Here is a 21,061-nt window from a genome sequence, read left to right as displayed (position 1 = left end):
TAGATAGCCCAGGAAATGAGGAAAGGCATATATGATGAAAAGAAAAGAAAAAGTAGATTATGCCCGTTGGATTTTTGTACTACCTGCGTTGCTGGTGGTAGGTGTTTTGCTGATATACCCAATATTTTCCAGCCTGTATTATAGCATGACATCAAAGCACTTGATTCGGCTGACCTATGATTTTATAGGAATGGCGAATTATAAGGAAGTGTTGACAGATCCAAATTTTTATAAGGCATTCCTAAATTCTATTTTATGGACTATAGGCTCATTATTAGGGCAGTTATTTATTGGATTTACAGCAGCTCTTGCAATTAACCGTGTAAAAGTAGGAAAAGGTATTTATCGTACGTTGATGATTATTCCGTGGGCATTTCCATCCATTGTAATAGCATTGTCCTGGAAATGGATTTTAAATGGAGTGTCTGGATTTATTCCCAATATGCTGGTTCAGCTTGGAATATGCAGCGAATTACCACAATTCCTTAGTGACAGCAGTCTGGTATTCCTGACGTTAATTTTTATCAATGTATGGTTTGGTGCACCGATGATCATGGTGAATGTATTATCTGCTTTGCAGACAATTCCGCAGGATCAGTATGAAGCGGCACAGATTGATGGTGCATCTAAGTTTCAGCAGTTTTGGTTCATTACAGTACCGCATATTAAGATTGTTGTTGGACTTTTAGTTGTTCTTCGTACAATCTGGGTATTCAATAACTTTGATATTATTTACCTGCTTACCGGTGGTGGACCGGCAAATGCAACAACAACAATGCCGATTTATGCTTACAACATGGGTTGGAATACAAAACTGTTAGGAAGATCCTCTGCAGTCACCATGTTATTGCTGGCATTTTTGCTGTTGGTATGTGTAGTGTACTTTACAATTATTGCAAAATGGGAAAAGGAGGATAAATGATGATGAATCGAAAAGGAAAAGTCGGAAATGCTTTCTGCCATTTATATTTGATAATCTTATCATTGATTGCGTTTTTCCCGTTAGTGTGGATACTGTTGTGTTCGGTGAAGGCATCGGGAGAATTGACATCCAATCCTACCAGATTCTTACCGAAACATTTTACCTTAGATAACTTTACCCATGTGATTCAGGATTTGGGATTTGCTAAAAATATTGGAAACAGTTTGTTCATAGCCATTATCACAACGTGCATTGCAATTGTGATTTCTTCCATGGCGGCTTATGGGATTGTACGTTTTTTTCCAAAACTGGGTTCCATTATGTCAAAAGTACTTGTAGCTACATACATGTTTCCACCCATTCTGCTGGCAATTCCCTATTCTATGGTAATGGCAAAGTTGGGATTAGTTAATACCCGGATCGGTCTGATTATTGTATACCTATCCTTTAGTGTTCCTTACGCAGTCTGGATGCTGGTAGGATTTTTCAAAACGGTGCCATTGGGGATTGAAGAAGCAGCAAGAGTGGATGGTGCCAATAAATTTCAAACGTTTGTACAGATTGTTCTTCCTCTGGTCATGCCGGGGATTGTAGCAACAGCAATTTATACATTTATCAATGCATGGAATGAATTCTTATATTCATTGATTTTAATTAACAGTACAGATAAAATGACGGTTTCCGTGGCATTAAAATCTTTGCAGGGAGCTGAAATATTGAACTGGGGAGATATGATGGCAGCATCAACTCTCGTAGTAGTTCCATCCGTTATATTTTTTATGTTTATTCAGAATAAAATTGCAGGTGGAATGACAGATGGTGCAGTAAAATAAAAAAATTGGAGGTATTAAGTAATGAAAACAGTAGGATATGCAATTGTAGGAACAGGATATTTTGGTGCAGAACTTGGAAGAATTATGAAGGAACAGGAGGGTGCTAGGATTGTGGCAGTCCTTGATCCGGAAAACGGTCAGACCATAGCAGAGGAGTTGGATTGTGATGTGGAAACGGATCTGGATACTCTATATAGCAGGGAAGATGTTGAAGCAGTTATTGTTGCCACACCTAATTACTTACATAAAGAGCCGGTCATCAAAGCAGCAGAACATGGCGTGAATGTATTTTGTGAAAAACCCATTGCACTTTCCTATCAGGATTGTGACGAAATGGTAAGAACCTGTCAGGAACACGGTGTAATCTTTATGGCAGGTCATGTTATGAATTTCTTCCATGGGGTACGCTATGCGAAAAAACTGATTAATGATGGGGTGATTGGAAAAGTTCTCTATTGCCATTCTGCAAGAAATGGATGGGAAGAACAGCAGCCAACTATTTCCTGGAAAAAAATCAGGGAAAAATCAGGTGGACATCTGTACCATCACATCCATGAATTGGATTGTGTACAGTTTTTGATGGGAGGAATGCCAGAAGAAGTTACCATGACAGGTGGAAATGTTGCACATCAGGGAGAGGCTTTTGGAGATGAAGATGACATGTTGTTTGTGAATATGCAGTTTTCTGATAATCGGTATGCAGTATTAGAATGGGGGTCTGCTTTCCATTGGCCAGAACATTACGTCCTGATTCAAGGAACAAAAGGTGCAATTAAGATTGATATGTGTGATTGTGGCGGTACACTGAAAGTAGATGGCAGGGAGGAACATTTCCTTGTGCATGAGTCACAGGAAGAAGATGATGATCGGACAAGAATCTATCATGGTACGGAGATGGATGGTGCCATTATGTATGGAAAGCCAGGAAAGAAACCGCCAATGTGGCTCCACAGCATTATGAAAAATGAGATGAAATACCTAAATGGCATTCTCCATGGAAAGGAAGTTGACGATGAATTCAGACCATTGCTCACAGGAGAAGCTGCAAGAGCTGCGATTGCGACGGCAGATGCCTGCACGAAATCAAGGTTCGAAGATCGAAAAGTGAAACTCAGTGAGATTATCGGAGAGGGAAGTACGATATGAATAAGTATAAAAAAATTGTTTCTATAGCAGCAACTGCAGTGATGTGTGTTGCACCAATGAGTGTATATGCCCAAGAGGCCCAGACAGATGTGATTGAGGCTGTAGCAGAGAAGAAACAAGATACAGAATCTTCTTCGGTACCAGTGTTGCAAAAGGAAGGAATCGAAATCTCGGAAGGTACAGGATATGATTTGAGTAAAGAACCTGGGGCAGCAACAGTAAAAGCATTGGAACAGGGAACTATCGTTATCTCCTATAAAACAACCAGTGAAAATGCGATTCAATCGTTATTGAGTGTGGGAAATGGTACAAAAGGAAATCAGGATAGACATTTCCACTTATATATCACAAATGCAGGCGGCGTAGGTATGGAATTGAGAAATACAGATGGCGAGTTTAAATATACGCTGGATTGCCCGGCTGCTGTGCGTGGTAGTTATAAGGGGGAAAGAGTATCCAACACAGTTGCATTAAAAGCGGACAAAGAAAATAAACAGTACAAGCTATTTGCAAATGGCGAATTAATAGCAACGCTGGATCAGGAGGCATTTAAGTTTATCAGTGATATTACAGGAGTAGACAATGTAATGCTGGGCGGTACCATGCGTCAGGGAACCGTTGCCTATCCATTTGGAGGTTCCATAGAGAGAATGCAGGTATATCGGGATGTACTTTCTGATGATGAACTTATTGCTGTGACAGGAAAGACTATATATGCAGAGAATATCTTTTATGCAGGAGATGCTACAAAATCCAACTATTTCCGAATCCCATCCCTTTTGGCGTTGGATTCTGGTACAGTGATTGCAGCAGCAGATGCAAGATATGGTGGCACCCATGATGCAAAAAGTAAGATCAATACAGCATTTGCGAAAAGTACAGATGGTGGAAAAACGTGGGGACAGCCGACATTGCCATTGAAGTTTGACGATTATGTAGCAAAGAACATAGACTGGCCACGGGATTCGGTGGGCAAGAATGTGCAGATACAAGGGAGTGCTTCCTACATAGATCCGGTACTTTTAGAGGATAAGGAAACACATCGGGTATTTCTTTTTGCTGATATGATGCCGGCAGGAATTGGAAGTTCCAACGCTTCCGTAGGTTCTGGATTTAAAGAGGTTGATGGGAAGAAATATTTGAAATTGCACTGGAAGGATGATGCGGCAGGAACGTATGATTACTCTGTAAGAGAAAATGGAACCATTTATAACGATACTACAAATTCAGCAACTGAATATAGTGTTGATGGTGAATATAATCTGTACAAAAATGGAAATGCCATGCTATGTAAACAGTATGATTACAATTTTGAAGGTACAAAGTTGTTGGAAACACAGACGGACACGGACGTAAATATGAATGTTTTTTATAAAGATGCAGATTTTAAAGTATTCCCAACAACTTATTTGGCAATGAAATACTCAGATGATGAGGGAGAAACCTGGTCTGATTTACAGATTGTAAGTACCTTTAAGCCAGAGGAATCAAAATTTCTCGTATTGGGACCAGGTGTAGGCAAACAGATAGCAAATGGAGAACATGCCGGAAGATTGATTGTTCCATTGTATTCGAAATCATCTGCAGAACTGGGATTTATGTATAGTGATGACCATGGAAATAACTGGACATACGTAGAAGCAGACCAGAATACAGGTGGGGCAACCGCAGAAGCACAGATCGTAGAAATGCCGGATGGTTCCTTGAAAACTTATCTGCGTACAGGATCAGGATATATTGCACAAGTGATGAGTACAGATGGAGGAGAAACCTGGAGTGAGCGAGTTCCACTAACAGAAATTGCAACAACAGGGTATGGAACGCAGTTGTCAGTGATTAATTATTCACAGCCTGTTGATGGAAAGCCTGCTATCTTACTATCAGCACCAAATGCGACCAATGGCAGAAAAAATGGAAAGATATGGATTGGTTTGATCAGCGAAACAGGAAATTCCGGAAAAGATAAGTATTCTGTAGATTGGAAATATTGCTATTCTGTGGATACCCCTCAAATGGGCTACTCTTATTCCTGTCTGACAGAGCTTCCGGATGGCGAGATCGGGCTTTTATATGAAAAATATGATTCCTGGTCAAGAAATGAATTGCATCTGAAAAATATATTGAAATATGAGAGGTTTAATATTGATGAACTGAAAGTTCAACCATAAGATGTAATATTCCTGATAATTAAAGAAAATAGGCGGTATATACCGTGACCGCTTATTTTCATAAAGAGGAAATGAATGATACGGAAGTTAAATCCAAGGAGGAAAAAGAGATGTATCAGAAAGTGGCAAATCTGAAGGGGAAATTGATTGTATCATGCCAGGCATTGCCGAATGAACCACTACATTCTTCTTTTATCATGGGAAGAATGGCACTGGCAGCAAAGGAAGGCGGAGCGAGAGGAATCCGTGCGAATTCAAAAGAAGATATTAAAGAGATTCGGTCAAAAGTGGATCTTCCAATCATTGGTATTGTAAAGAGGGATTATGAAGACAGTGCAGTTTATATTACTCCAACAATGAAGGAAATAGAAGAATTGATGGAAGTGAAACCGGATATTATTGCAATGGATGCAACCATATCCAAACGTCCGAGCAATCAGACTTTGGATGAATTCTTCCACGAAGTGAAAGAAAAATATCCTAATCAGCTTTGGATGGCGGACTGTTCTACCATAGAAGAAGCCCTTCATGCAGATGATCTTGGCTTTGATTTTATTGGAACCACTCTAGTCGGTTATACGGAGCAGAGTAAGGGAGATAAAATAGAGAAGAATGATTTTGAAATTCTGAGAGAAATTATTGCAGGAGTCAAACACAAGGTAATTGCTGAAGGAAATATCAATACACCCCAAAAGGCAAGGCATGTCATTGAACTTGGTGCGTACAGCGTTGTAGTTGGTTCGATTATCACAAGACCACAGTTAATCACAAAATCATTTGTAGAGGAAATGGAACGCTAGGGGAGAAAACAAAATGAATGGCTTTTATGAAGCAAAGGAGCAAAACTATGAGAAATCTTGAGAAGTATAAAGGTGTGATTCCGGCATTTTATGCTTGCTATGACAAAGAAGGAAACATTAGTCCAGAAGGTGTACAGGGACTGACAAAATATTTTGTAAAAAAAGGGGTAAAAGGTGTCTATGTAAACGGTTCTTCCGGAGAATGTATTTATCAGAGTGTGGAGGACCGTAAGATTGTACTTGAGAATGTTATGAAAGTAGCGGAAGGTAAACTTACAGTTATTGCCCATGTGGCCTGCAATAACACGAAGGACAGTCAGGAGCTTGCCAGACATGCAGAAGGGCTGGGGGTAGATGCAATCGCTGCAATTCCTCCCATCTATTTTCACTTACCGGAATATGCTATTGCGCAGTATTGGAATGCCATTAGTGCAGCGGCACCGAACACAGACTTTGTAATTTATAACATACCTCAGCTTGCTGGTGTTGCACTTACACAGAATTTATTTGTAGAGATGAGGAAAAATCCCAACGTCATTGGTGTCAAGAATTCCTCTATGCCGGTACAGGATATCCAAATGTTTAAGCAGGCTGCAGGAGCTGAGTACATTATCTTTAATGGTCCTGATGAGCAGTTTATGAGCGGACGTGTTATCGGGGCAGAGGGTGCAATTGGGGGAACCTATGGTGCTATGCCTGAATTATACTTAAAGTTGGATGAGTGTATAAATGCAGGAAAGATGACAGAGGCAAGAAAAATCCAGTATGCTTGTAATGAGATAATTTACAAAATGTGTTCAGCGCATGGAAATATGTATGCAGTTATTAAAGCAATTCTAAAGATTAATGAAGGACTGGAACTTGGTGCAGTAAGAGAGCCTCTTCCAGCATTGGTAGATGAGGACATGGAGATTGTAAAAGAAGCTGCACAGATGATCTGTGATGCGAAGAAGAAATTTCTATAATGATAATACGTAGACAAGATTCCATGTAGGAATACTTGTTAGTAGTGATGCCCGGCTCAGCTTAAAAGCCGGGTGTTGCTTTTTAGGTTGAAAAGAGTTTGATTTAAGATGCAGATGGGATTAAATAAGAAAGTAAATGAGGGTATGAAATGAAGAAGTATATAAGTATTGACATTGGGGGGACGGCAATTAAGTATGGCATCATTTGTGAAAATGCGGAAATTATTTTGAAAGAAACTTTGAGAACAGAAGCGTGGAAGGGTGGACCTGCAATTCTGAAGAAAGTTATAGGGATTGTGGAGCATCTGATTGAACAAACCAAGGGAAAGATTTCGGGTATCTGCATTTCTACTGCAGGAATGGTAGATACAAAAAGCGGTTCTATTTTTTATTCAGCACCACTGATTCCTGACTATGCGGGGATGGAATTTAAAAAGACATTAGAGGATAAATTTCATATACCATGTGAAGTGGAAAATGATGTAAACTGTGCAGGGCTTGCAGAATATAGTTCAGGTGCAGCGAAAGGATGCAGGGTGGTTTTGATGTTGACCATAGGTACGGGTATTGGTGGCTGTATCGTGTTAGATGGGAAGGTATTTCATGGTTTTAGTAACAGTGCATGTGAGGTTGGGTATATGCACATGGATGGCAGTGATTTTCAGACGCTTGGGGCAGCCAGCATTTTAAGTAAAAAAGTATCCCAGTGGAAAGGAGATTCTGAAGATAAGTGGGATGGATACCATATCTTCGAGGAAGCCAAAAAAGGAGATATGATTTGTAATCGTGCCATTGATCAAATGGCAGAAATCCTTGGAAAGGGAATTGCCAATATTTGCTATGTGATCAATCCAGAGATTGTTGTGCTTGGTGGTGGCATCATGGCCCAGGAAGAGTTTCTGCGAGGTAAAATTCAAAATTCTGTCAAAAAGTATCTTATATCCAGTATTGAGGAATGTACTAAAATAGTATTCGCAAAGCACCAAAATGATGCAGGAATACTTGGAGCGTTTTATCATTTCTGTGGAGTAAACAAAAAATTATAGATACAGGAATGTCATTGGGCACTAACCGTCAACAGCTTACATATCCAAATAAGGAAAGTGTAAGCTGTTGATTTTTTCTTATTTGATGATCATCTTTGTATCCCAATTTTTATCTAATACAAGCTCTTATCGTTTCCTGCATTCCTCCGCTTTATCCTCATTCCAGACAAGTTTTCCGGTCTGTACTGCTTCTTCATACCGACTGATCTTGTATTCCAGGCGTTTTAACATTTGCGAAATCTTGTTCTGTTGTTCGATCAGATGTTCTTTCTGTTCCAGTAAGAGATGGAGTCTTGCGGGGATCGTCTCGTCTCCTTCCTGGAACAGATGCACGTATTCGATCATGGATTCGACTGGAAGACCTGCATTTCTCATACACAGGGCGAGTTCAATCCAGCCCAGATCCGCTTCTCCGTAATTACGAATACCACCGGACGTTCGAGGAACCGCCGGAATCATACCGATGCGTTCATAGTAGCGCAGGGTGTCCTGTGTGATCTGATATTTTTCACTGACTTCTTTGATCGTCAAAGAGAATCCCTCCTTTTTGGAAATTCGAGTATTTGTGTACTCTTGATATAAGAATACTATAAAGCATGGAGTGTGCTCCAAGTCAATATATTTTTGAAAAAATGTCGGGCAGATTAGATTCCGGGTTGCTGACAGAGGATGGCAAGAGTATAATGAAAAAAATGAGAATTCTTCTGATTCGCAGAAAGGAGCAGAAAATATGAATGTTGAACAAGACTATATTATGCGTATGATCAAGGAATTTGCAAATGTATTGGGAAGACTGCTATTCAACAAGAAGAAACCCATGTATGAACTGGATGTAACGAACAGATACCATGTAGGAGATGATCTGTATACACGTTTATGCAGGATGGCTGATGAAGGAAAGATCAATGAAGCGGAAAATCTTCTCTATGAAGAAATGGTACCGGGAGATATGGATTATCTGGAGATGGCGCTGGCATTTTATGCGTATTTGAATTGTTTTGAGGACGAGGTCCTTCACAGGTATCATTACACAAGAGATGAGATCAAAGAAGGAATGGAAGATTTTCTGGACAGATATGGATGCAGTGATATGAAAGAATTACTGGGGGAATAAATACAATGGAAAGATCAAGAGAAGAATTGGATACACGATTAAAACAGCAGATACAGTTTATTGTAGAAGTAGATAAAGTAAAGAATATTTTCAGGCAGACATATCTTGCGGATGCAAACAGAAAAGAGAATGACGCAGAACATTCCTGGCATCTGGCGCTTATGGCAGTACTTTTAAAGGATTACATGAAAGAAGAGATAGATCTGGCGAAGGTGATGATCATGGTTCTGATCCATGATCTTGTTGAGATTGATGCGGGAGATACGTATGCATATGATGAAAGTGGTGCAGCGACCAAGAGAGAACGGGAAGAAAAGGCGGCTGATCGTATTTTTGGATTACTGCCGGAAGATCAGGGACAAGAATTCCGCAAGTTGTGGGAAGAGTTCGAAGCTTATAAGACTCCGGAAGCAAAATATGCCCATCTTCTCGATAATTTCCAGCCTCTTTTGCTGAATGATGCTTCAGGTGGGAAAAGCTGGGAAGAGCACGGAGTACACAGAAGTCAGGTGTATAAAAGAAATGAGCGGATCCCGGAGACTTCAGAGATAATCTGGGAGCAGATGAAGGAGATCATTCAGAAGCATATTGAGCAGGGACACTTATTTGAAGATTGATAAACTGTAAATAGAAACTGACAAAGAGGTGGGAAACATGTATGAAGCAGGAGTAGAGAGACTGCAGGAAATGATCGATGAGAGCAGCAATATTGTATTTTTCGGAGGAGCAGGGGTATCTACCGAAAGTAATATTCCGGATTTTCGGAGCGCGGATGGAATTTATCATCAGTCTTATAAATATTCACCTGAGGAAGTAGTAAGCCACAGTTTTTATGAAAAGCATCCGAAAGCGTTTTTTGAGTTCTATCGGGAGAAGATGATGGTATTGGATGCAAAGCCCAACGCCGCACATTTGAAGCTGGCAGAACTTGAGAATGCAGGTAAGATAAAAGCAGTCATCACACAGAATATTGACGGGCTGCATCAGGCCGCGGGAAGTCAGGTTGTGTATGAACTGCATGGAAGTATTCATCGGAATTACTGTGAAAAATGCGGACGGTTCTATGATGCAGGGTTTGTGAAAGCGGCAGAAGGAGTACCAGTGTGTTCATGCGGAGGGCGGATCAAACCGGATGTTGTTCTATATGAAGAAGCGCTGGACGGAACGACAATCGAAAAGGCTGTCAGGGCGATTTCGCAGGCAGATATGCTGATCATCGGAGGCACCTCTCTGGTTGTATATCCGGCAGCAGGATTTATCGACTATTTTCGCGGAAAGTATCTGGTAGTGATCAATAAATCAGAGATGGCAAAGGCAGTCAGAGCAAACTTAAGTATTTCCGCGCCGATCGGAGAAATTCTGGGAAGAATTAAAGTGAAATAAAAATCTGCAGAGAGTGCGTTGAGAAATTATATTCGGCACTTTCTGCAGATTTTTGCTTTTATTTGTTTTAGTTGCAGCTTTCCCATCTTCCGGATGCACCGCAAGGCAGTACAAGACCAGTATTTTTGACCGGAAGACCGATTTCCTGAGATTCGACTTTTCCGTTCCATGGTTTTAACTCAGTTGCAAGCATATAGGTCAGAACAGCAGGAGCAAGTCCTGTTGTATAAGAATTCACAAGGAAGAACAGAGCATCCTTTGACAGAATCTTCGTACACAACTGAATGAGCGGGTGGATCATGTCTTCAATCTTCCAGATCTCACCTTTGGGACCTCTTCCATAAGAAGGAGGATCCATGATGATGGCATCATAAGTGTTGCCTCTGCGGATCTCACGTTCTACAAACTTTACGCAGTCATCGACAAGCCAGCGGATCGGTGCATCCTTCAGACCGGAGGAGAGCGCATTTTCCTTTGCCCATGTGACCATTCCCTTGGACGCATCCACATGAGTGACCTGTGCGCCAGCTGCAGCCGCAGCCAGTGTGGCGCCCCCGGTGTAGGCAAAAAGGTTTAAGACTTTGACAGATCTTCCGGCTTTTTTGATCTTTTCAGAGAACCAGTCCCAGTTGGTTGCCTGCTCCGGGAAGAGCCCGGTGTGTTTGAAATTAAATGGTTTTAAATTAAAGGTGAGAGATCCGTAATGAATCTGCCACTGCTCCGGGAGACTGAAAAATTCCCATTCGCCGCCGCCTTTTTTGCTTCGGTGATAGTGTCCGTTTCTAGATTTCCATCCTTTGTCTGTCTTTGGAGTGTCCCAGATGACCTGCGGGTCAGGACGAACCAGGATATAATCTCCCCATCGCTCCAGTTTTTCACCTTTTGAGCAGTCTATGACTTCGTAATCTTTCCAATTATCAGCTATCCACATAATAATAGAGTTCCTTTCGTACTGTATGATTGTTTTATCTTCTCATAAATAGAAGAAATTTTCAACTGTATGAGCAAAAATGATAAGCAAAAAGCACGGTAAAAACCGTGCTTTTTGCTTTTGGTATGTCATTGAGAGGTTTTCCTCGTTGCTTTGCAGTTTGTATTATTATATACAAATCTGGGGAATATCCTACAATGAGGATGTATATATAAATTGGAGTTCACCGTCGCAAGACTGTTCTTGGGGGAAACAGTCGGCGAAAGTATAACTGCAACAGCAACCAAATTAAATGGTCGATGACTTATGACTCATTCATAAGTCGGTTTTAATATATCACGCAGAAAAAAGAGTGTCAAGAAATCAGAATAAAAAAATTTTGATTTTTACTATTTGACAAGAAATTGTGAAAATCTACCGAAAAAATTGTGCGATTTTTGTTACATGTGCTACTTCCGAAACGATACGACAATAAGAAAAAGGTTCCGATTCTGTGGGATTTCAAAAATGGCAAATCTTAAAGAAGGGAAAAAGGAAAAGATTGTAAAAGAGTTTCTTCATATTATAATAGATTCTTTTCTTTGCATGTGAGCATGACAGTTCAGAGCCTATGTCTAACATCGAGTGTGAGCGGCTGTATTGTATTAAAAAAAATACAAAAAAATAAAAAAAGTACTTGAAAAATGAGAATAAGTTCGTTATACTAAGAGAGCTGTGGCATGATAGCGTTGAAGCGTGAGGTTGCCGCTTAGTGAGAAATCACATAGCGGGTTTTCCGTGGAGCGAATGTCAAGTTAGGAAACTGGCGACAAGTCACTGTACGAATCACAACTGATTACTGCTTACCGATAATGGGTAAAGGTATGAAACAACGTGTGAGTTTCTCACGACACACACGGGAGAGTGTACAGTCACCGCTTGTCGTACTGATGTGAAAAGTACGAAAAGGAGGCGACTTTTTTTATGGCAAGTCAAGTAATGAGAATCACATTGAAAGCATATGATCACCAGCTGGTTGATGCATCTGCAAAAAAAATCATCGAAACTGTAAAGAAAAACGGAGCACAGGTAAGCGGACCGGTACCACTTCCAACTAAGAAGGAAGTTGTTACAATCTTAAGAGCGGTTCACAAATACAAAGATTCCAGAGAGCAGTTCGAGCAGAGAACTCATAAGAGACTGATTGATATCACTACACCAACACAGAAAACTGTGGACGCGCTTTCCAGACTGGAAATGCCAGCAGGTGTTTACATCGATATCAAAATGAAAAACAAATAAGAAAGTCCACAAAATGCGGGCAGCAAAATGAGACAGTAACAATCCTATAATTTAGGATGAGCGCGAAAGCGTTCCGCTGTAAATCACAGGAGGTAATTATAATGAAGAAAGCTATTTTGGCTACAAAAGTCGGAATGACTCAGATCTTCAATGAAGAGACAGGAGTCCTGATTCCGGTAACTGTATTGCAGGCTGGACCATGTGTAGTAACACAGGTTAAAACAGTTGAGAATGACGGTTACAAAGCAGTTCAGGTCGGATTTGTTGACAAGAAAGAAAAGATTGTCACAAAAGACAAGAGCGGTAAAAAAGAGATTGCACACAGAAATGGTGTGACAAAAGCAGAAAAAGGACACTTTGACAAAGCAGGTGTTTCCGGAAAGAGATATGTAAAAGAATTCAGATTTGAAAATGCTGAAGAATATACATTGGCTCAGGAAATCAAAGCTGATATCTTCGCAGCAGGAGATAAGGTAGATGCAACAGCAATCTCCAAAGGTAAAGGTTTCCAGGGAGCAATCAAGCGTCACAATCAGAGCAGAGGACCTATGACACACGGTTCTAAGTTCCATCGTCACGCTGGTTCTAACGGTGCGGCATCCGATCCGAGTAAAGTATTCAAAGGTAAAAAGATGCCAGGTCAGATGGGTGGAAAGAAGATTACAGTTCAGAACCTGGAAGTAGTAAGAGTAGATGCAGAGAACAACCTGCTGTTAGTAAAAGGTTCCGTTCCAGGACCTAAGAAATCTCTTATCACAATCAAAGAAACTGTAAAGGCTAACTAGTCTGACGGACAGAAAGGAGGAACACACAGATGGCAAACGTATCTGTTTATAATATCGAAGGTAAAGAAGTTGGTACAATCGATTTAAGCGATGCAGTGTTTGGTGTTGAAGTAAATGAACACCTTGTACACATGGCAGTAGTAAGCCAGCTTGCAAACAAACGTCAGGGAACACAGAAAGCGAAAACTCGTTCTGAAGTTTCCGGAGGCGGAAGAAAACCATGGAGACAGAAAGGGACAGGTCATGCAAGACAGGGTTCTACAAGATCTCCACAGTGGACAGGCGGTGGAGTTGTATTCGCTCCAACACCAAGAGATTACTCCATGAAACTCAACAAAAAAGAAAAAAGAGCAGCTCTGAAATCTGCACTTTCTTCAAGAGTAGCTGAGAACAAATTCATCGTGATCGACGAGATGAACTTTGGAGAAATCAAAACAAAGAATTTCCAGAACATGCTGAACAGCCTGAACGTAAACAAAGCTTTAGTTGTACTGGAAGATGGAAATGTAAACGCTGAACTTTCTGCAAGAAACATCGCAGATGTAAAAACAGCAAGAACAAATACAATCAACGTATTTGATATCCTGAAATACAACACAGTAATCGCTACAAAAGCAGCTGTTGCAAATATCGAGGAGGTGTACGCATAATGGCAAACATTCAGTATTATGATGTAATCCTTAAACCGGTAATCACTGAGAAGAGCATGGAAATGATGGCTGATAAGAAATACACTTTCCAGGTACACACAGATGCTACAAAATCTCAGATCAAAGAAGCTGTTGAAAAAATGTTCGCAGGAACAAAAGTAAAAAGCGTCAACACAATGAACCTTGATGGTAAAACAAAAAGACGTGGAATGACATTCGGAAAAACAGCTAAGACAAAGAAAGCAATTGTACAGTTAACAGAAGAGAGCGCAGATATCGAAATCTTTGAAGGGCTGTAAGATTTGACATTAAACGGTGCAAATCCGTGAAACAAATAATTAGGAAAAATGAAAGGAGAGACAGTAATGGGAATTAAAGTATACAACCCATATACACCTTCCAGAAGACAGATGACAGGATCTGATTTCTCTGAGATCACAAAAACAACTCCTGAGAAATCCTTACTGGAATCTAAAAATAGAAAAGCTGGTCGTAACAACCAGGGTAAAATCACTGTAAGACACCGCGGAGGCGGAGCTAAAAAGAAATATAGAATTATCGACTTCAAGAGAAGAAAAGACGGAATTCCGGCAACTGTAATCGGAATCGAATACGATCCGAACAGAACAGCTAACATCGCACTGATCTGCTACGCAGACGGAGAGAAAGCTTACATCCTTGCACCAGAAGGATTAAAAGACGGAATGACAGTTATGAACGGAGCAGAAGCAGAGGTAAGAGTAGGAAACTGCCTGCCACTTTCTGAAATCCCAGTTGGTACACAGATCCACAACATCGAGTTATATCCTGGAAAAGGCGGACAGATGGTTCGTTCAGCAGGAAACAGCGCTCAGTTGATGGCGAAAGAAGGAAAATACGCAACACTTAGACTTCCATCCGGTGAGATGAGAATGGTTCCAATCATTTGTAGAGCATCTATCGGTGTCGTAGGAAACGGAGATCACAGCCTGATCAACGTTGGTAAAGCAGGACGTAAGCGTCACATGGGTATCAGACCTACTGTCCGCGGTTCTGTTATGAACCCGAACGACCATCCGCACGGTGGTGGTGAAGGTAAGACTGGTATCGGTCGTCCAGGTCCATGTACTCCATGGGGTAAACCGGCACTTGGTCTTAAGACACGTAAGAAAAATAAAGCTTCTAACAAGATGATCGTAAGAAGAAGAGACGGTAAAGCAATCAAATAATTTAGTTTACAAGGAGGTTAGAACCTATGGCTCGCTCACTTAAAAAAGGACCATTTGCAGATGCCAGCTTACTGAAAAAAGTAGATGCTATGAACGCTGCAGGTGATAAATCAGTTATTAAGACATGGTCACGTCGTTCTACAATCTTCCCGTCATTTGTTGGACACACAATCGCTGTTCACGACGGAAGAAAACATGTACCGGTGTATGTGACAGAAGATATGGTTGGACACAAACTCGGAGAGTTCGTTGCAACAAGAACATACAGAGGACACGGAAAAGACGAGAAGAAGTCAAAAGTCAGATAATATAGATTAGATTATTCGGAAGGAGGGTTCATCCATGGCAAAAGGACATAGATCCCAAATCAAGAGAGAAAGAAACGAGCAGAAAGACACAAGACCATCAGCTAAGATTTCTTACGCTAGAGTCTCTGTTCAGAAAGCATGCTACGTTTTGGATGCCATCAGAGGTAAGGATGTACAGACAGCACTTGGTATTTTAGCTTATAATCCAAGATATGCTTCAAGCGTAATAGAGAAATTATTGAAATCAGCAATCGCAAATGCTGAGAACAACAACGGTATGAACGTTGAGAACCTTTATATCGAAGAGTGTTATGCAAACAAAGGACCAACAATGAAGAGAATCAGACCGAGAGCACAGGGTAGAGCTTACAGAATCGAAAAGAGAATGAGCCATATCACAATCGTGCTGAATGAAAGATAAGGAGGACACTCATGGGACAGAAAGTTAATCCACATGGTTTAAGAGTCGGCGTTATCAAAGAATGGGATTCTAGATGGTACGCAGAAAAAGACTTTGCAGATAACCTGGTAGAAGATAACAAGATCAGAACATTTCTGAAAAAGAAATTATACAGTGCAGGTGTTTCCAAGATCGAGATCGAAAGAGCATCTGACCGTGTGAAAATCATCATCTACACAGCAAAACCTGGTGTAGTAATCGGTAAGGGTGGTTCTGAGATTGAGAAAGTGAAAGCAGAACTTGCTAAATTCACAAACAAAAAATTAATCGTAGACATCAAAGAAGTAAAAAGACCAGATAAAGATGCTCAGTTAGTAGCTGAAAACATCGCACAGCAGCTGGAAAACCGTATTTCATTCAGACGTGCTATGAAATCCTGCATGTCAAGAACAATGAAATCAGGAGCACTTGGTGTGAAGACATCTGTTTCCGGACGTCTCGGCGGAGCTGATATGGCTCGTACAGAGTTCTACAGCGAAGGAACAATTCCGCTTCAGACACTGAGAGCAGACATTGATTATGGATTCGCAGAAGCTGACACAACTTACGGAAAAGTCGGTGTAAAGGTTTGGATTTACAAAGGCGAAGTTCTTCCGACTAGAGCAGATAAGGAAGGGAGCGATAAATAATGTTAATGCCAAAAAGAGTGAAACGTCGTAAACAGTTCCGTGGTACCATGAAAGGTAAAGCTTTAAGAGGTAACACGATTTCATATGGTGAGTATGGTATTGTCGCAACAGAGCCGTGCTGGATTCGTTCTAACCAGATCGAGGCAGCCCGTGTTGCTATGACACGTTACATCAAACGTGGTGGTAAAGTTTGGATCAAAATTTTCCCAGACAAACCTGTAACAGCAAAACCAGCAGAAACTCGAATGGGTAGTGGAAAAGGAACATTAGAGTACTGGGCAGCAGTAGTAAAACCAGGTCGTGTAATGTTCGAAATTGCAGGAGTACCAGAGGAAACAGCTAGAGAGGCACTTCGTCTTGCAATGCATAAATTACCTTGCAAATGCAAAATCGTTTCTCGCGCAGACTTAGAAGGCGGTGATAACAGTGAAAATTAATACATTTGTAAACGAATTAAGAGCAAAATCTGTAGAAGAATTAAATGAAGAATTAGTAGCTGCTAAAAAGGAACTCTTCAATCTGAGATTCCAGAATGCAACTAACCAGTTAGATAACACAAGCAGAATTAAAGAAGTTAGAAAGAACATCGCAAGAATTCAGACGATGATCACAGAAGCTTCTAAAGCTGAATAGGAGGTCGTACTGTGGAAGAAAGAAATTTAAGAAAAGTTCGTACAGGCAAGGTTGTCAGCGATAAAATGGACAAAACAATCGTTGTCGCAGTTGAAGACCACGTTAAACACCCTCTTTATAAGAAAATCGTAAAAAGAACTTATAAATTGAAAGCTCATGATGAAAACAATGAGTGTAACGTTGGGGATACAGTAAGAGTTATGGAAACAAGACCACTGTCTAAAGACAAAAGATGGAGACTTGTTGAGATCGTAGAAAAAGCGAAATAATTGATTCGCACTTTGAAGATTCGTTCAAAGAATGGAAAATAAAGGAGGATTACCTGCATGATACAACAGGAAAGTAGACTTAAAGTAGCAGACAACACAGGTGCTAAAGAATTACTTTGTATCCGTGTGCTTGGCGGTTCTACAAGAAGATATGCCCACATCGGAGATGTTATCGTTGCGTCTGTTAAAGATGCAACACCAGGCGGCGTTGTTAAAAAAGGTGACGTTGTTAAGGCTGTAGTTGTCCGTACTGTAAACAGTACTCGTCGTAAAGATGGTTCCTATATCAGATTCGATGAAAATGCTGCTGTAATTATAAAAGACGATATGAACCCACGTGGAACACGTATTTTTGGACCAGTAGCCAGAGAGCTCAGAGACAAACGCTTCATGAAGATTGTTTCTTTAGCTCCGGAAGTACTGTAGGAGGTGCCTAGAATGTCAGCTATGAAGATTAAAAAAGGCGATATGGTTAAAGTTATCGCTGGTAAAGATAAAAACAAAGAAGGCAAAGTTCTTGCTGTAAATAACAAAGACGGAAAAGTTCTGGTTGAGGGAATCAACATGCTCACAAAGCATACGAAACCAAGCGCAGCGAATCAGAATGGTGGTATCGTTCATCAGGAAGGCTACATTGATGCTTCTAACGTAATGCTTCTGCATGACGGAAAAGCTACAAGAGTAGGATTCAAAATGGATGGAGACAAAAAGGTTCGTTTTGCAAAATCAACAGGTAAAGTAATTGATTAATTTGGGAAAGGAGGACCAGAACTTTGAGTAGACTGAAAGAACAGTATCAGAATGAGATCGTTGATGCAATGATCAAAAAATTTGGATATAAAAACACTATGGAAGTGCCGAAACTGGACAAAGTTGTAATCAACATGGGTGTTGGTGAGGCAAAAGAAAACGCGAAAGTATTAGAGTCAGCAGTAGCTGATCTTGAGAAAATCGCAGGTCAGAAAGCAGTTCTTACAAGAGCTAAGAACTCAGTGGCTAACTTCAAAATCAGAGAAGGTATGCCGATCGGATGTAAAGTTACTTTAAGAGGAGAAAGAATGTATGAGTTCGTTGATCGTCTGATCAACCTTGCTCTTCCTCGTGTACGTGACTTCAGAGGTGTAAATCCGAACGCATTTGACGGAAGAGGTAACTACGCTCTCGGAATTAAAGAGCAGCTGATTTTCCCAGAAATCGAATACGACAAAGTGGATAAGGTCAGAGGTATGGATGTAATTTTCGTTACAACTGCTAAGACTGACGAGGAAGCTCGTGAATTATTGACACAGTTCAATATGCCATTCACAAAGTAAAGGAGGGAAATTCATGGCTAAAACATCAATGAAAATCAAACAGCAGCGCAAACAGAAATTCTCTACAAGAGAATACAGCCGTTGCAGAATCTGTGGACGTCCACATGCATATTTGAGAAAATATGGTATCTGCCGTGTTTGCTTCCGTGAACTGGCATACAAAGGACAGATCCCAGGCGTAAGAAAAGCAAGCTGGTAAGTCCGGAACAAAGGAAACTACCCGTATAAACATATAGGAGGTCATATAAATGAACATGAGCGATCCAATTGCAGATATGCTTACAAGAATCCGTAATGCAAATACTGCGAAACATGATACAGTAGATGTACCTGCATCCAAAATGAAAAAAGCAATCGCTGAGATTCTTTTCAATGAAGGATACATCGCAAAATATGATATCGTAGAAGATGGACACTTTGAAACAATCCATATTACACTGAAATATGGTGCAGACAAGAACGAAAAAGTTATCTCTGGTCTGAAGAGAATCTCCAAACCAGGTCTGCGTGTGTATGCTGGAACAGAGGATATCCCGAGAGTACTCGGAGGACTCGGAACAGCAATCCTTTCTACAAACAAAGGTGTTATCACAGATAAAGAAGCCAGAAAACTTGGCGTAGGTGGAGAAGTACTCTGCTTCGTTTGGTAGGCACTGAACACCGAGATATTCTGTGTAAAACATAGATAATTGTAACTGAAAACAGAGGAGCCAAAGCAGCTCCTCCGAAAATCTAAGTTAAGGAGGAAACAGGTATGTCACGTATCGGAAGACTGCCAGTTGCAATTCCAGCAGGAGTAACTGTGGAAGTTGCAGCAAACAATGTAGTGACTGTAACAGGTCCAAAAGGAACTCTTGTAAAAGAGCTTCCAGTTGAAATGGAAATCAAAGTTGAAGGTGAAGAAGTTGTTGTAACAAGACCAAGCGATCTGAAGAAAATGAAATCTCTTCACGGTCTTACAAGAACACTGATCAACAACATGGTTGTTGGTGTAACAAACGGATACGAAAAAGTTCTGGAAGTTAATGGTGTTGGTTACAGAGCATCCAAATCCGGAAACAAACTGACATTGAACTTAGGATACTCTCATCCAGTTGAAATGATCGATCCGGAAGGTGTTGAGACTGTACTGGAAGGTCAGAACAAAATCACAGTAAAAGGTATCGACAAAGAAAAAGTTGGCCAGTTTGCAGCTGAAATCAGAGATAAGAGAAGACCGGAACCATACAAAGGTAAAGGTATTAAATATGCTGATGAAGTTATCAGACGCAAAGTTGGTAAGACTGGTAAGAAATAATTAAGGAGAGTGTGAAAATGGTTAGTAAGAAATCAAGAAGCGAAGTTCGTAGAAAAAAACACATGAAATTACGTAACCGTTTCAGCGGTACTGCTGAAAGACCACGTTTGGCTGTGTTTAGAAGTAATAATCATATGTATGCTCAGATTATCGATGATACAGTTGGAAACACTCTGGTTGCAGCGTCTACACTTGAAAAAGATGTAAAAGCAGAATTAGAAAAAACCAACAACGTTGAAGCAGCAGCATACTTAGGAAAAGTAATTGCTGAAAAAGCAAAAGCAAAAGGAATCACTGATGTTGTATTCGACAGAGGCGGATTCATCTATCAGGGAAAAGTTAAAGCATTAGCAGATGCAGCTAGAGAAGCTGGACTGAATTTCTAAGGAAGGGAGAACACAGATGAGACAGGAACGCATTGATGCTAGTAATTTAGAATTAACAGAAAAAGTGGTATCAATCAAACGTGTTACCAAAGTTGTTAAAGGTGGTCGTAACTTCAGATTCACAGCTTTAGTAGTTGTTGGCGATGGAAAAGGCCATGTTGGTGCAGGTTTAGGAAAGGCTACTGAAATTCCAGAAGCTATCCGTAAAGGAAAAGAAGATGCAGCTAAAAATCTGATTAAAGTTGCATTAGATGAAAACGAGAGCATTACACATGATGTGATCGGAAAATTCGGCAGCGCTTCCGTACTGCTGAAAAAAGCTCCGGAAGGTACTGGAGTTATCGCCGGTGGTCCGGCTCGTGCGGTTATCGAGATGGCAGGTATCAAGAACATCCGTACAAAATCTCTGGGATCTAACAACAAACAGAATGTCGTACTTGCAACAATCGCAGGTCTGAAAGACGTTAAGACTCCGGAAGAAGTAGCAAAACTTCGCGGCAAATCAGTAGAAGAGATCGTAGGCTAGGAGGTAAA

Annotated in this window: 31 protein-coding genes; 29 read left to right on the top strand and 2 right to left on the bottom strand. The window is 40.6% G+C overall.

Annotated features, from left to right (window positions below):
• The first annotated feature begins 34 nt into the window (after window positions 1–34).
• From FXV78_RS03000 to FXV78_RS02970, 7 genes are all read left to right on the top strand, one after another.
• On the top strand, window positions 35–922 hold the full coding sequence (locus FXV78_RS03000) for a carbohydrate ABC transporter permease (RefSeq protein WP_039959892.1): 888 nt from the start codon (window positions 35–37) through the stop codon (window positions 920–922).
• Window positions 922–1,755, top strand: coding sequence for a carbohydrate ABC transporter permease (locus tag FXV78_RS02995; RefSeq protein WP_039959879.1), 834 nt, complete (start codon window positions 922–924; stop codon window positions 1,753–1,755). Before FXV78_RS03000 ends, FXV78_RS02995 begins: the two co-directional genes overlap by 1 nt.
• A 21-nt stretch (window positions 1,756–1,776) precedes the next feature.
• Complete coding sequence (locus tag FXV78_RS02990; protein WP_004843633.1) at window positions 1,777–2,901, top strand: Gfo/Idh/MocA family protein; 1,125 nt, start codon at window positions 1,777–1,779, stop codon at window positions 2,899–2,901.
• Window positions 2,898–5,069, top strand: a complete 2,172-nt coding sequence (locus FXV78_RS02985; RefSeq protein ID WP_004843631.1) for a sialidase domain-containing protein — start codon at window positions 2,898–2,900, stop codon at window positions 5,067–5,069. Before FXV78_RS02990 ends, FXV78_RS02985 begins: the two co-directional genes overlap by 4 nt.
• 110 nt (window positions 5,070–5,179) lie before the next feature.
• Window positions 5,180–5,869 carry an N-acetylmannosamine-6-phosphate 2-epimerase gene (locus FXV78_RS02980; RefSeq protein WP_024854132.1) on the top strand — a complete coding sequence of 230 codons (690 nt, stop codon included), beginning with the start codon at window positions 5,180–5,182 and terminating at the stop codon, window positions 5,867–5,869.
• A 47-nt stretch (window positions 5,870–5,916) separates the two neighbouring features.
• Window positions 5,917–6,834 (top strand): dihydrodipicolinate synthase family protein, encoded by a 918-nt coding sequence (locus tag FXV78_RS02975; RefSeq protein WP_024854133.1) that lies wholly within the window; start codon window positions 5,917–5,919, stop codon window positions 6,832–6,834.
• Between the two features lie 149 nt (window positions 6,835–6,983).
• Window positions 6,984–7,880 carry an ROK family protein gene (locus FXV78_RS02970; RefSeq protein WP_004843625.1) on the top strand — a complete coding sequence of 299 codons (897 nt, stop codon included), beginning with the start codon at window positions 6,984–6,986 and terminating at the stop codon, window positions 7,878–7,880.
• Window positions 7,881–8,006: 126 nt separating this feature from the next.
• On the opposite strand, the gene FXV78_RS02965 is transcribed toward FXV78_RS02970, so the two are convergent.
• On the bottom strand, window positions 8,007–8,411 hold the full coding sequence (locus FXV78_RS02965) for a MerR family transcriptional regulator (protein ID WP_004843624.1): 405 nt from the start codon (window positions 8,409–8,411) through the stop codon (window positions 8,007–8,009).
• A 199-nt stretch (window positions 8,412–8,610) separates the two neighbouring features.
• Here FXV78_RS02965 and FXV78_RS02960 point away from each other — a divergent pair, with 199 nt between their 5' ends.
• The 3 genes from FXV78_RS02960 to FXV78_RS02950 are packed head-to-tail and all read left to right on the top strand — an operon-like array spanning window position 8,611 to window position 10,377.
• Window positions 8,611–8,994, top strand: a complete 384-nt coding sequence (locus FXV78_RS02960; protein ID WP_004843622.1) for a DUF6483 family protein — start codon at window positions 8,611–8,613, stop codon at window positions 8,992–8,994.
• Window positions 8,995–8,999: 5 nt separating this feature from the next.
• Window positions 9,000–9,611, top strand: coding sequence for an HD domain-containing protein (locus tag FXV78_RS02955; protein ID WP_004843621.1), 612 nt, complete (start codon window positions 9,000–9,002; stop codon window positions 9,609–9,611).
• A 37-nt stretch (window positions 9,612–9,648) separates the two neighbouring features.
• Window positions 9,649–10,377, top strand: a complete 729-nt coding sequence (locus FXV78_RS02950; protein WP_004843620.1) for an NAD-dependent protein deacylase — start codon at window positions 9,649–9,651, stop codon at window positions 10,375–10,377.
• A 67-nt stretch (window positions 10,378–10,444) separates the two neighbouring features.
• Here FXV78_RS02950 and FXV78_RS02945 read toward each other — a convergent pair whose 3' ends face one another.
• Complete coding sequence (locus tag FXV78_RS02945; protein WP_004843618.1) at window positions 10,445–11,308, bottom strand: class I SAM-dependent methyltransferase; 864 nt, start codon at window positions 11,306–11,308, stop codon at window positions 10,445–10,447.
• 963 nt (window positions 11,309–12,271) lie between these two features.
• Between FXV78_RS02945 and rpsJ the strand changes: the two genes are divergently transcribed.
• The 19 genes from rpsJ to rpsE all read left to right on the top strand — a co-directional run bounded on the left by rpsJ (window position 12,272) and on the right by rpsE (window position 21,053).
• Window positions 12,272–12,589 (top strand): 30S ribosomal protein S10, encoded by a 318-nt coding sequence (gene rpsJ / locus FXV78_RS02940; RefSeq protein WP_004843615.1) that lies wholly within the window; start codon window positions 12,272–12,274, stop codon window positions 12,587–12,589.
• 101 nt (window positions 12,590–12,690) lie between these two features.
• Entirely contained in the window at window positions 12,691–13,374 is a 684-nt protein-coding gene (gene rplC / locus FXV78_RS02935) for a 50S ribosomal protein L3 (protein ID WP_009245095.1), read from the top strand.
• Window positions 13,375–13,403: 29 nt separating this feature from the next.
• Window positions 13,404–14,024, top strand: coding sequence for a 50S ribosomal protein L4 (gene rplD, locus FXV78_RS02930; RefSeq protein WP_004843612.1), 621 nt, complete (start codon window positions 13,404–13,406; stop codon window positions 14,022–14,024).
• Entirely contained in the window at window positions 14,024–14,323 is a 300-nt protein-coding gene (gene rplW / locus FXV78_RS02925) for a 50S ribosomal protein L23 (protein ID WP_004843611.1), read from the top strand. The genes rplD and rplW overlap by 1 nt, the downstream gene beginning before the upstream one ends.
• Before the next feature lie 66 nt (window positions 14,324–14,389).
• Window positions 14,390–15,232, top strand: coding sequence for a 50S ribosomal protein L2 (gene rplB / locus FXV78_RS02920; RefSeq protein ID WP_009245094.1), 843 nt, complete (start codon window positions 14,390–14,392; stop codon window positions 15,230–15,232).
• Window positions 15,233–15,258: 26 nt separating this feature from the next.
• On the top strand, window positions 15,259–15,540 hold the full coding sequence (rpsS, locus tag FXV78_RS02915) for a 30S ribosomal protein S19 (protein ID WP_004843609.1): 282 nt from the start codon (window positions 15,259–15,261) through the stop codon (window positions 15,538–15,540).
• A gap of 34 nt (window positions 15,541–15,574) precedes the next feature.
• Window positions 15,575–15,961, top strand: a complete 387-nt coding sequence (rplV, locus tag FXV78_RS02910) for a 50S ribosomal protein L22 (protein WP_004843607.1) — start codon at window positions 15,575–15,577, stop codon at window positions 15,959–15,961.
• Between the two features lie 11 nt (window positions 15,962–15,972).
• Window positions 15,973–16,629 (top strand): 30S ribosomal protein S3, encoded by a 657-nt coding sequence (rpsC, locus tag FXV78_RS02905; protein ID WP_004843605.1) that lies wholly within the window; start codon window positions 15,973–15,975, stop codon window positions 16,627–16,629.
• Window positions 16,629–17,066, top strand: coding sequence for a 50S ribosomal protein L16 (gene rplP / locus FXV78_RS02900; RefSeq protein ID WP_004843603.1), 438 nt, complete (start codon window positions 16,629–16,631; stop codon window positions 17,064–17,066). Before rpsC ends, rplP begins: the two co-directional genes overlap by 1 nt.
• Window positions 17,056–17,262, top strand: a complete 207-nt coding sequence (rpmC, locus tag FXV78_RS02895; RefSeq protein ID WP_004843602.1) for a 50S ribosomal protein L29 — start codon at window positions 17,056–17,058, stop codon at window positions 17,260–17,262. The genes rplP and rpmC overlap by 11 nt, the downstream gene beginning before the upstream one ends.
• Before the next feature lie 65 nt (window positions 17,263–17,327).
• The gene (gene rpsQ, locus FXV78_RS02890) at window positions 17,328–17,531 is read left to right on the top strand and encodes a 30S ribosomal protein S17 (RefSeq protein WP_179961931.1); all 204 of its coding nucleotides are present in this window, start codon (window positions 17,328–17,330) and stop codon (window positions 17,529–17,531) included.
• A gap of 57 nt (window positions 17,532–17,588) precedes the next feature.
• Entirely contained in the window at window positions 17,589–17,957 is a 369-nt protein-coding gene (gene rplN / locus FXV78_RS02885) for a 50S ribosomal protein L14 (RefSeq protein ID WP_004843597.1), read from the top strand.
• Between the two features lie 12 nt (window positions 17,958–17,969).
• Window positions 17,970–18,281 carry a 50S ribosomal protein L24 gene (gene rplX, locus FXV78_RS02880; RefSeq protein WP_004843595.1) on the top strand — a complete coding sequence of 104 codons (312 nt, stop codon included), beginning with the start codon at window positions 17,970–17,972 and terminating at the stop codon, window positions 18,279–18,281.
• A gap of 23 nt (window positions 18,282–18,304) precedes the next feature.
• Window positions 18,305–18,844, top strand: coding sequence for a 50S ribosomal protein L5 (gene rplE, locus FXV78_RS02875; protein WP_004843594.1), 540 nt, complete (start codon window positions 18,305–18,307; stop codon window positions 18,842–18,844).
• Window positions 18,845–18,857: 13 nt separating this feature from the next.
• A complete protein-coding gene (locus tag FXV78_RS02870; protein ID WP_004843592.1) occupies window positions 18,858–19,043 on the top strand; it encodes a type Z 30S ribosomal protein S14 in 186 nt (61 codons plus the stop codon).
• A 49-nt stretch (window positions 19,044–19,092) separates the two neighbouring features.
• Window positions 19,093–19,494, top strand: coding sequence for a 30S ribosomal protein S8 (gene rpsH, locus FXV78_RS02865; RefSeq protein ID WP_004843590.1), 402 nt, complete (start codon window positions 19,093–19,095; stop codon window positions 19,492–19,494).
• A 104-nt stretch (window positions 19,495–19,598) separates the two neighbouring features.
• Window positions 19,599–20,141 (top strand): 50S ribosomal protein L6, encoded by a 543-nt coding sequence (rplF, locus tag FXV78_RS02860; protein WP_004843589.1) that lies wholly within the window; start codon window positions 19,599–19,601, stop codon window positions 20,139–20,141.
• 17 nt (window positions 20,142–20,158) lie between these two features.
• Window positions 20,159–20,527, top strand: a complete 369-nt coding sequence (gene rplR / locus FXV78_RS02855; RefSeq protein ID WP_004843587.1) for a 50S ribosomal protein L18 — start codon at window positions 20,159–20,161, stop codon at window positions 20,525–20,527.
• A gap of 16 nt (window positions 20,528–20,543) precedes the next feature.
• Complete coding sequence (rpsE, locus tag FXV78_RS02850) at window positions 20,544–21,053, top strand: 30S ribosomal protein S5 (protein WP_004843586.1); 510 nt, start codon at window positions 20,544–20,546, stop codon at window positions 21,051–21,053.
• Window positions 21,054–21,061 lie beyond the last annotated feature (8 nt).

The sequence above is a fragment of the Mediterraneibacter gnavus ATCC 29149 genome (genome assembly GCF_008121495.1).
Taxonomy (GTDB): domain Bacteria; phylum Bacillota; class Clostridia; order Lachnospirales; family Lachnospiraceae; genus Mediterraneibacter; species Mediterraneibacter gnavus.
Note: the sequence above shows the minus strand (reverse complement) of the source record. Positions and strands in the feature narration are given on the sequence as shown.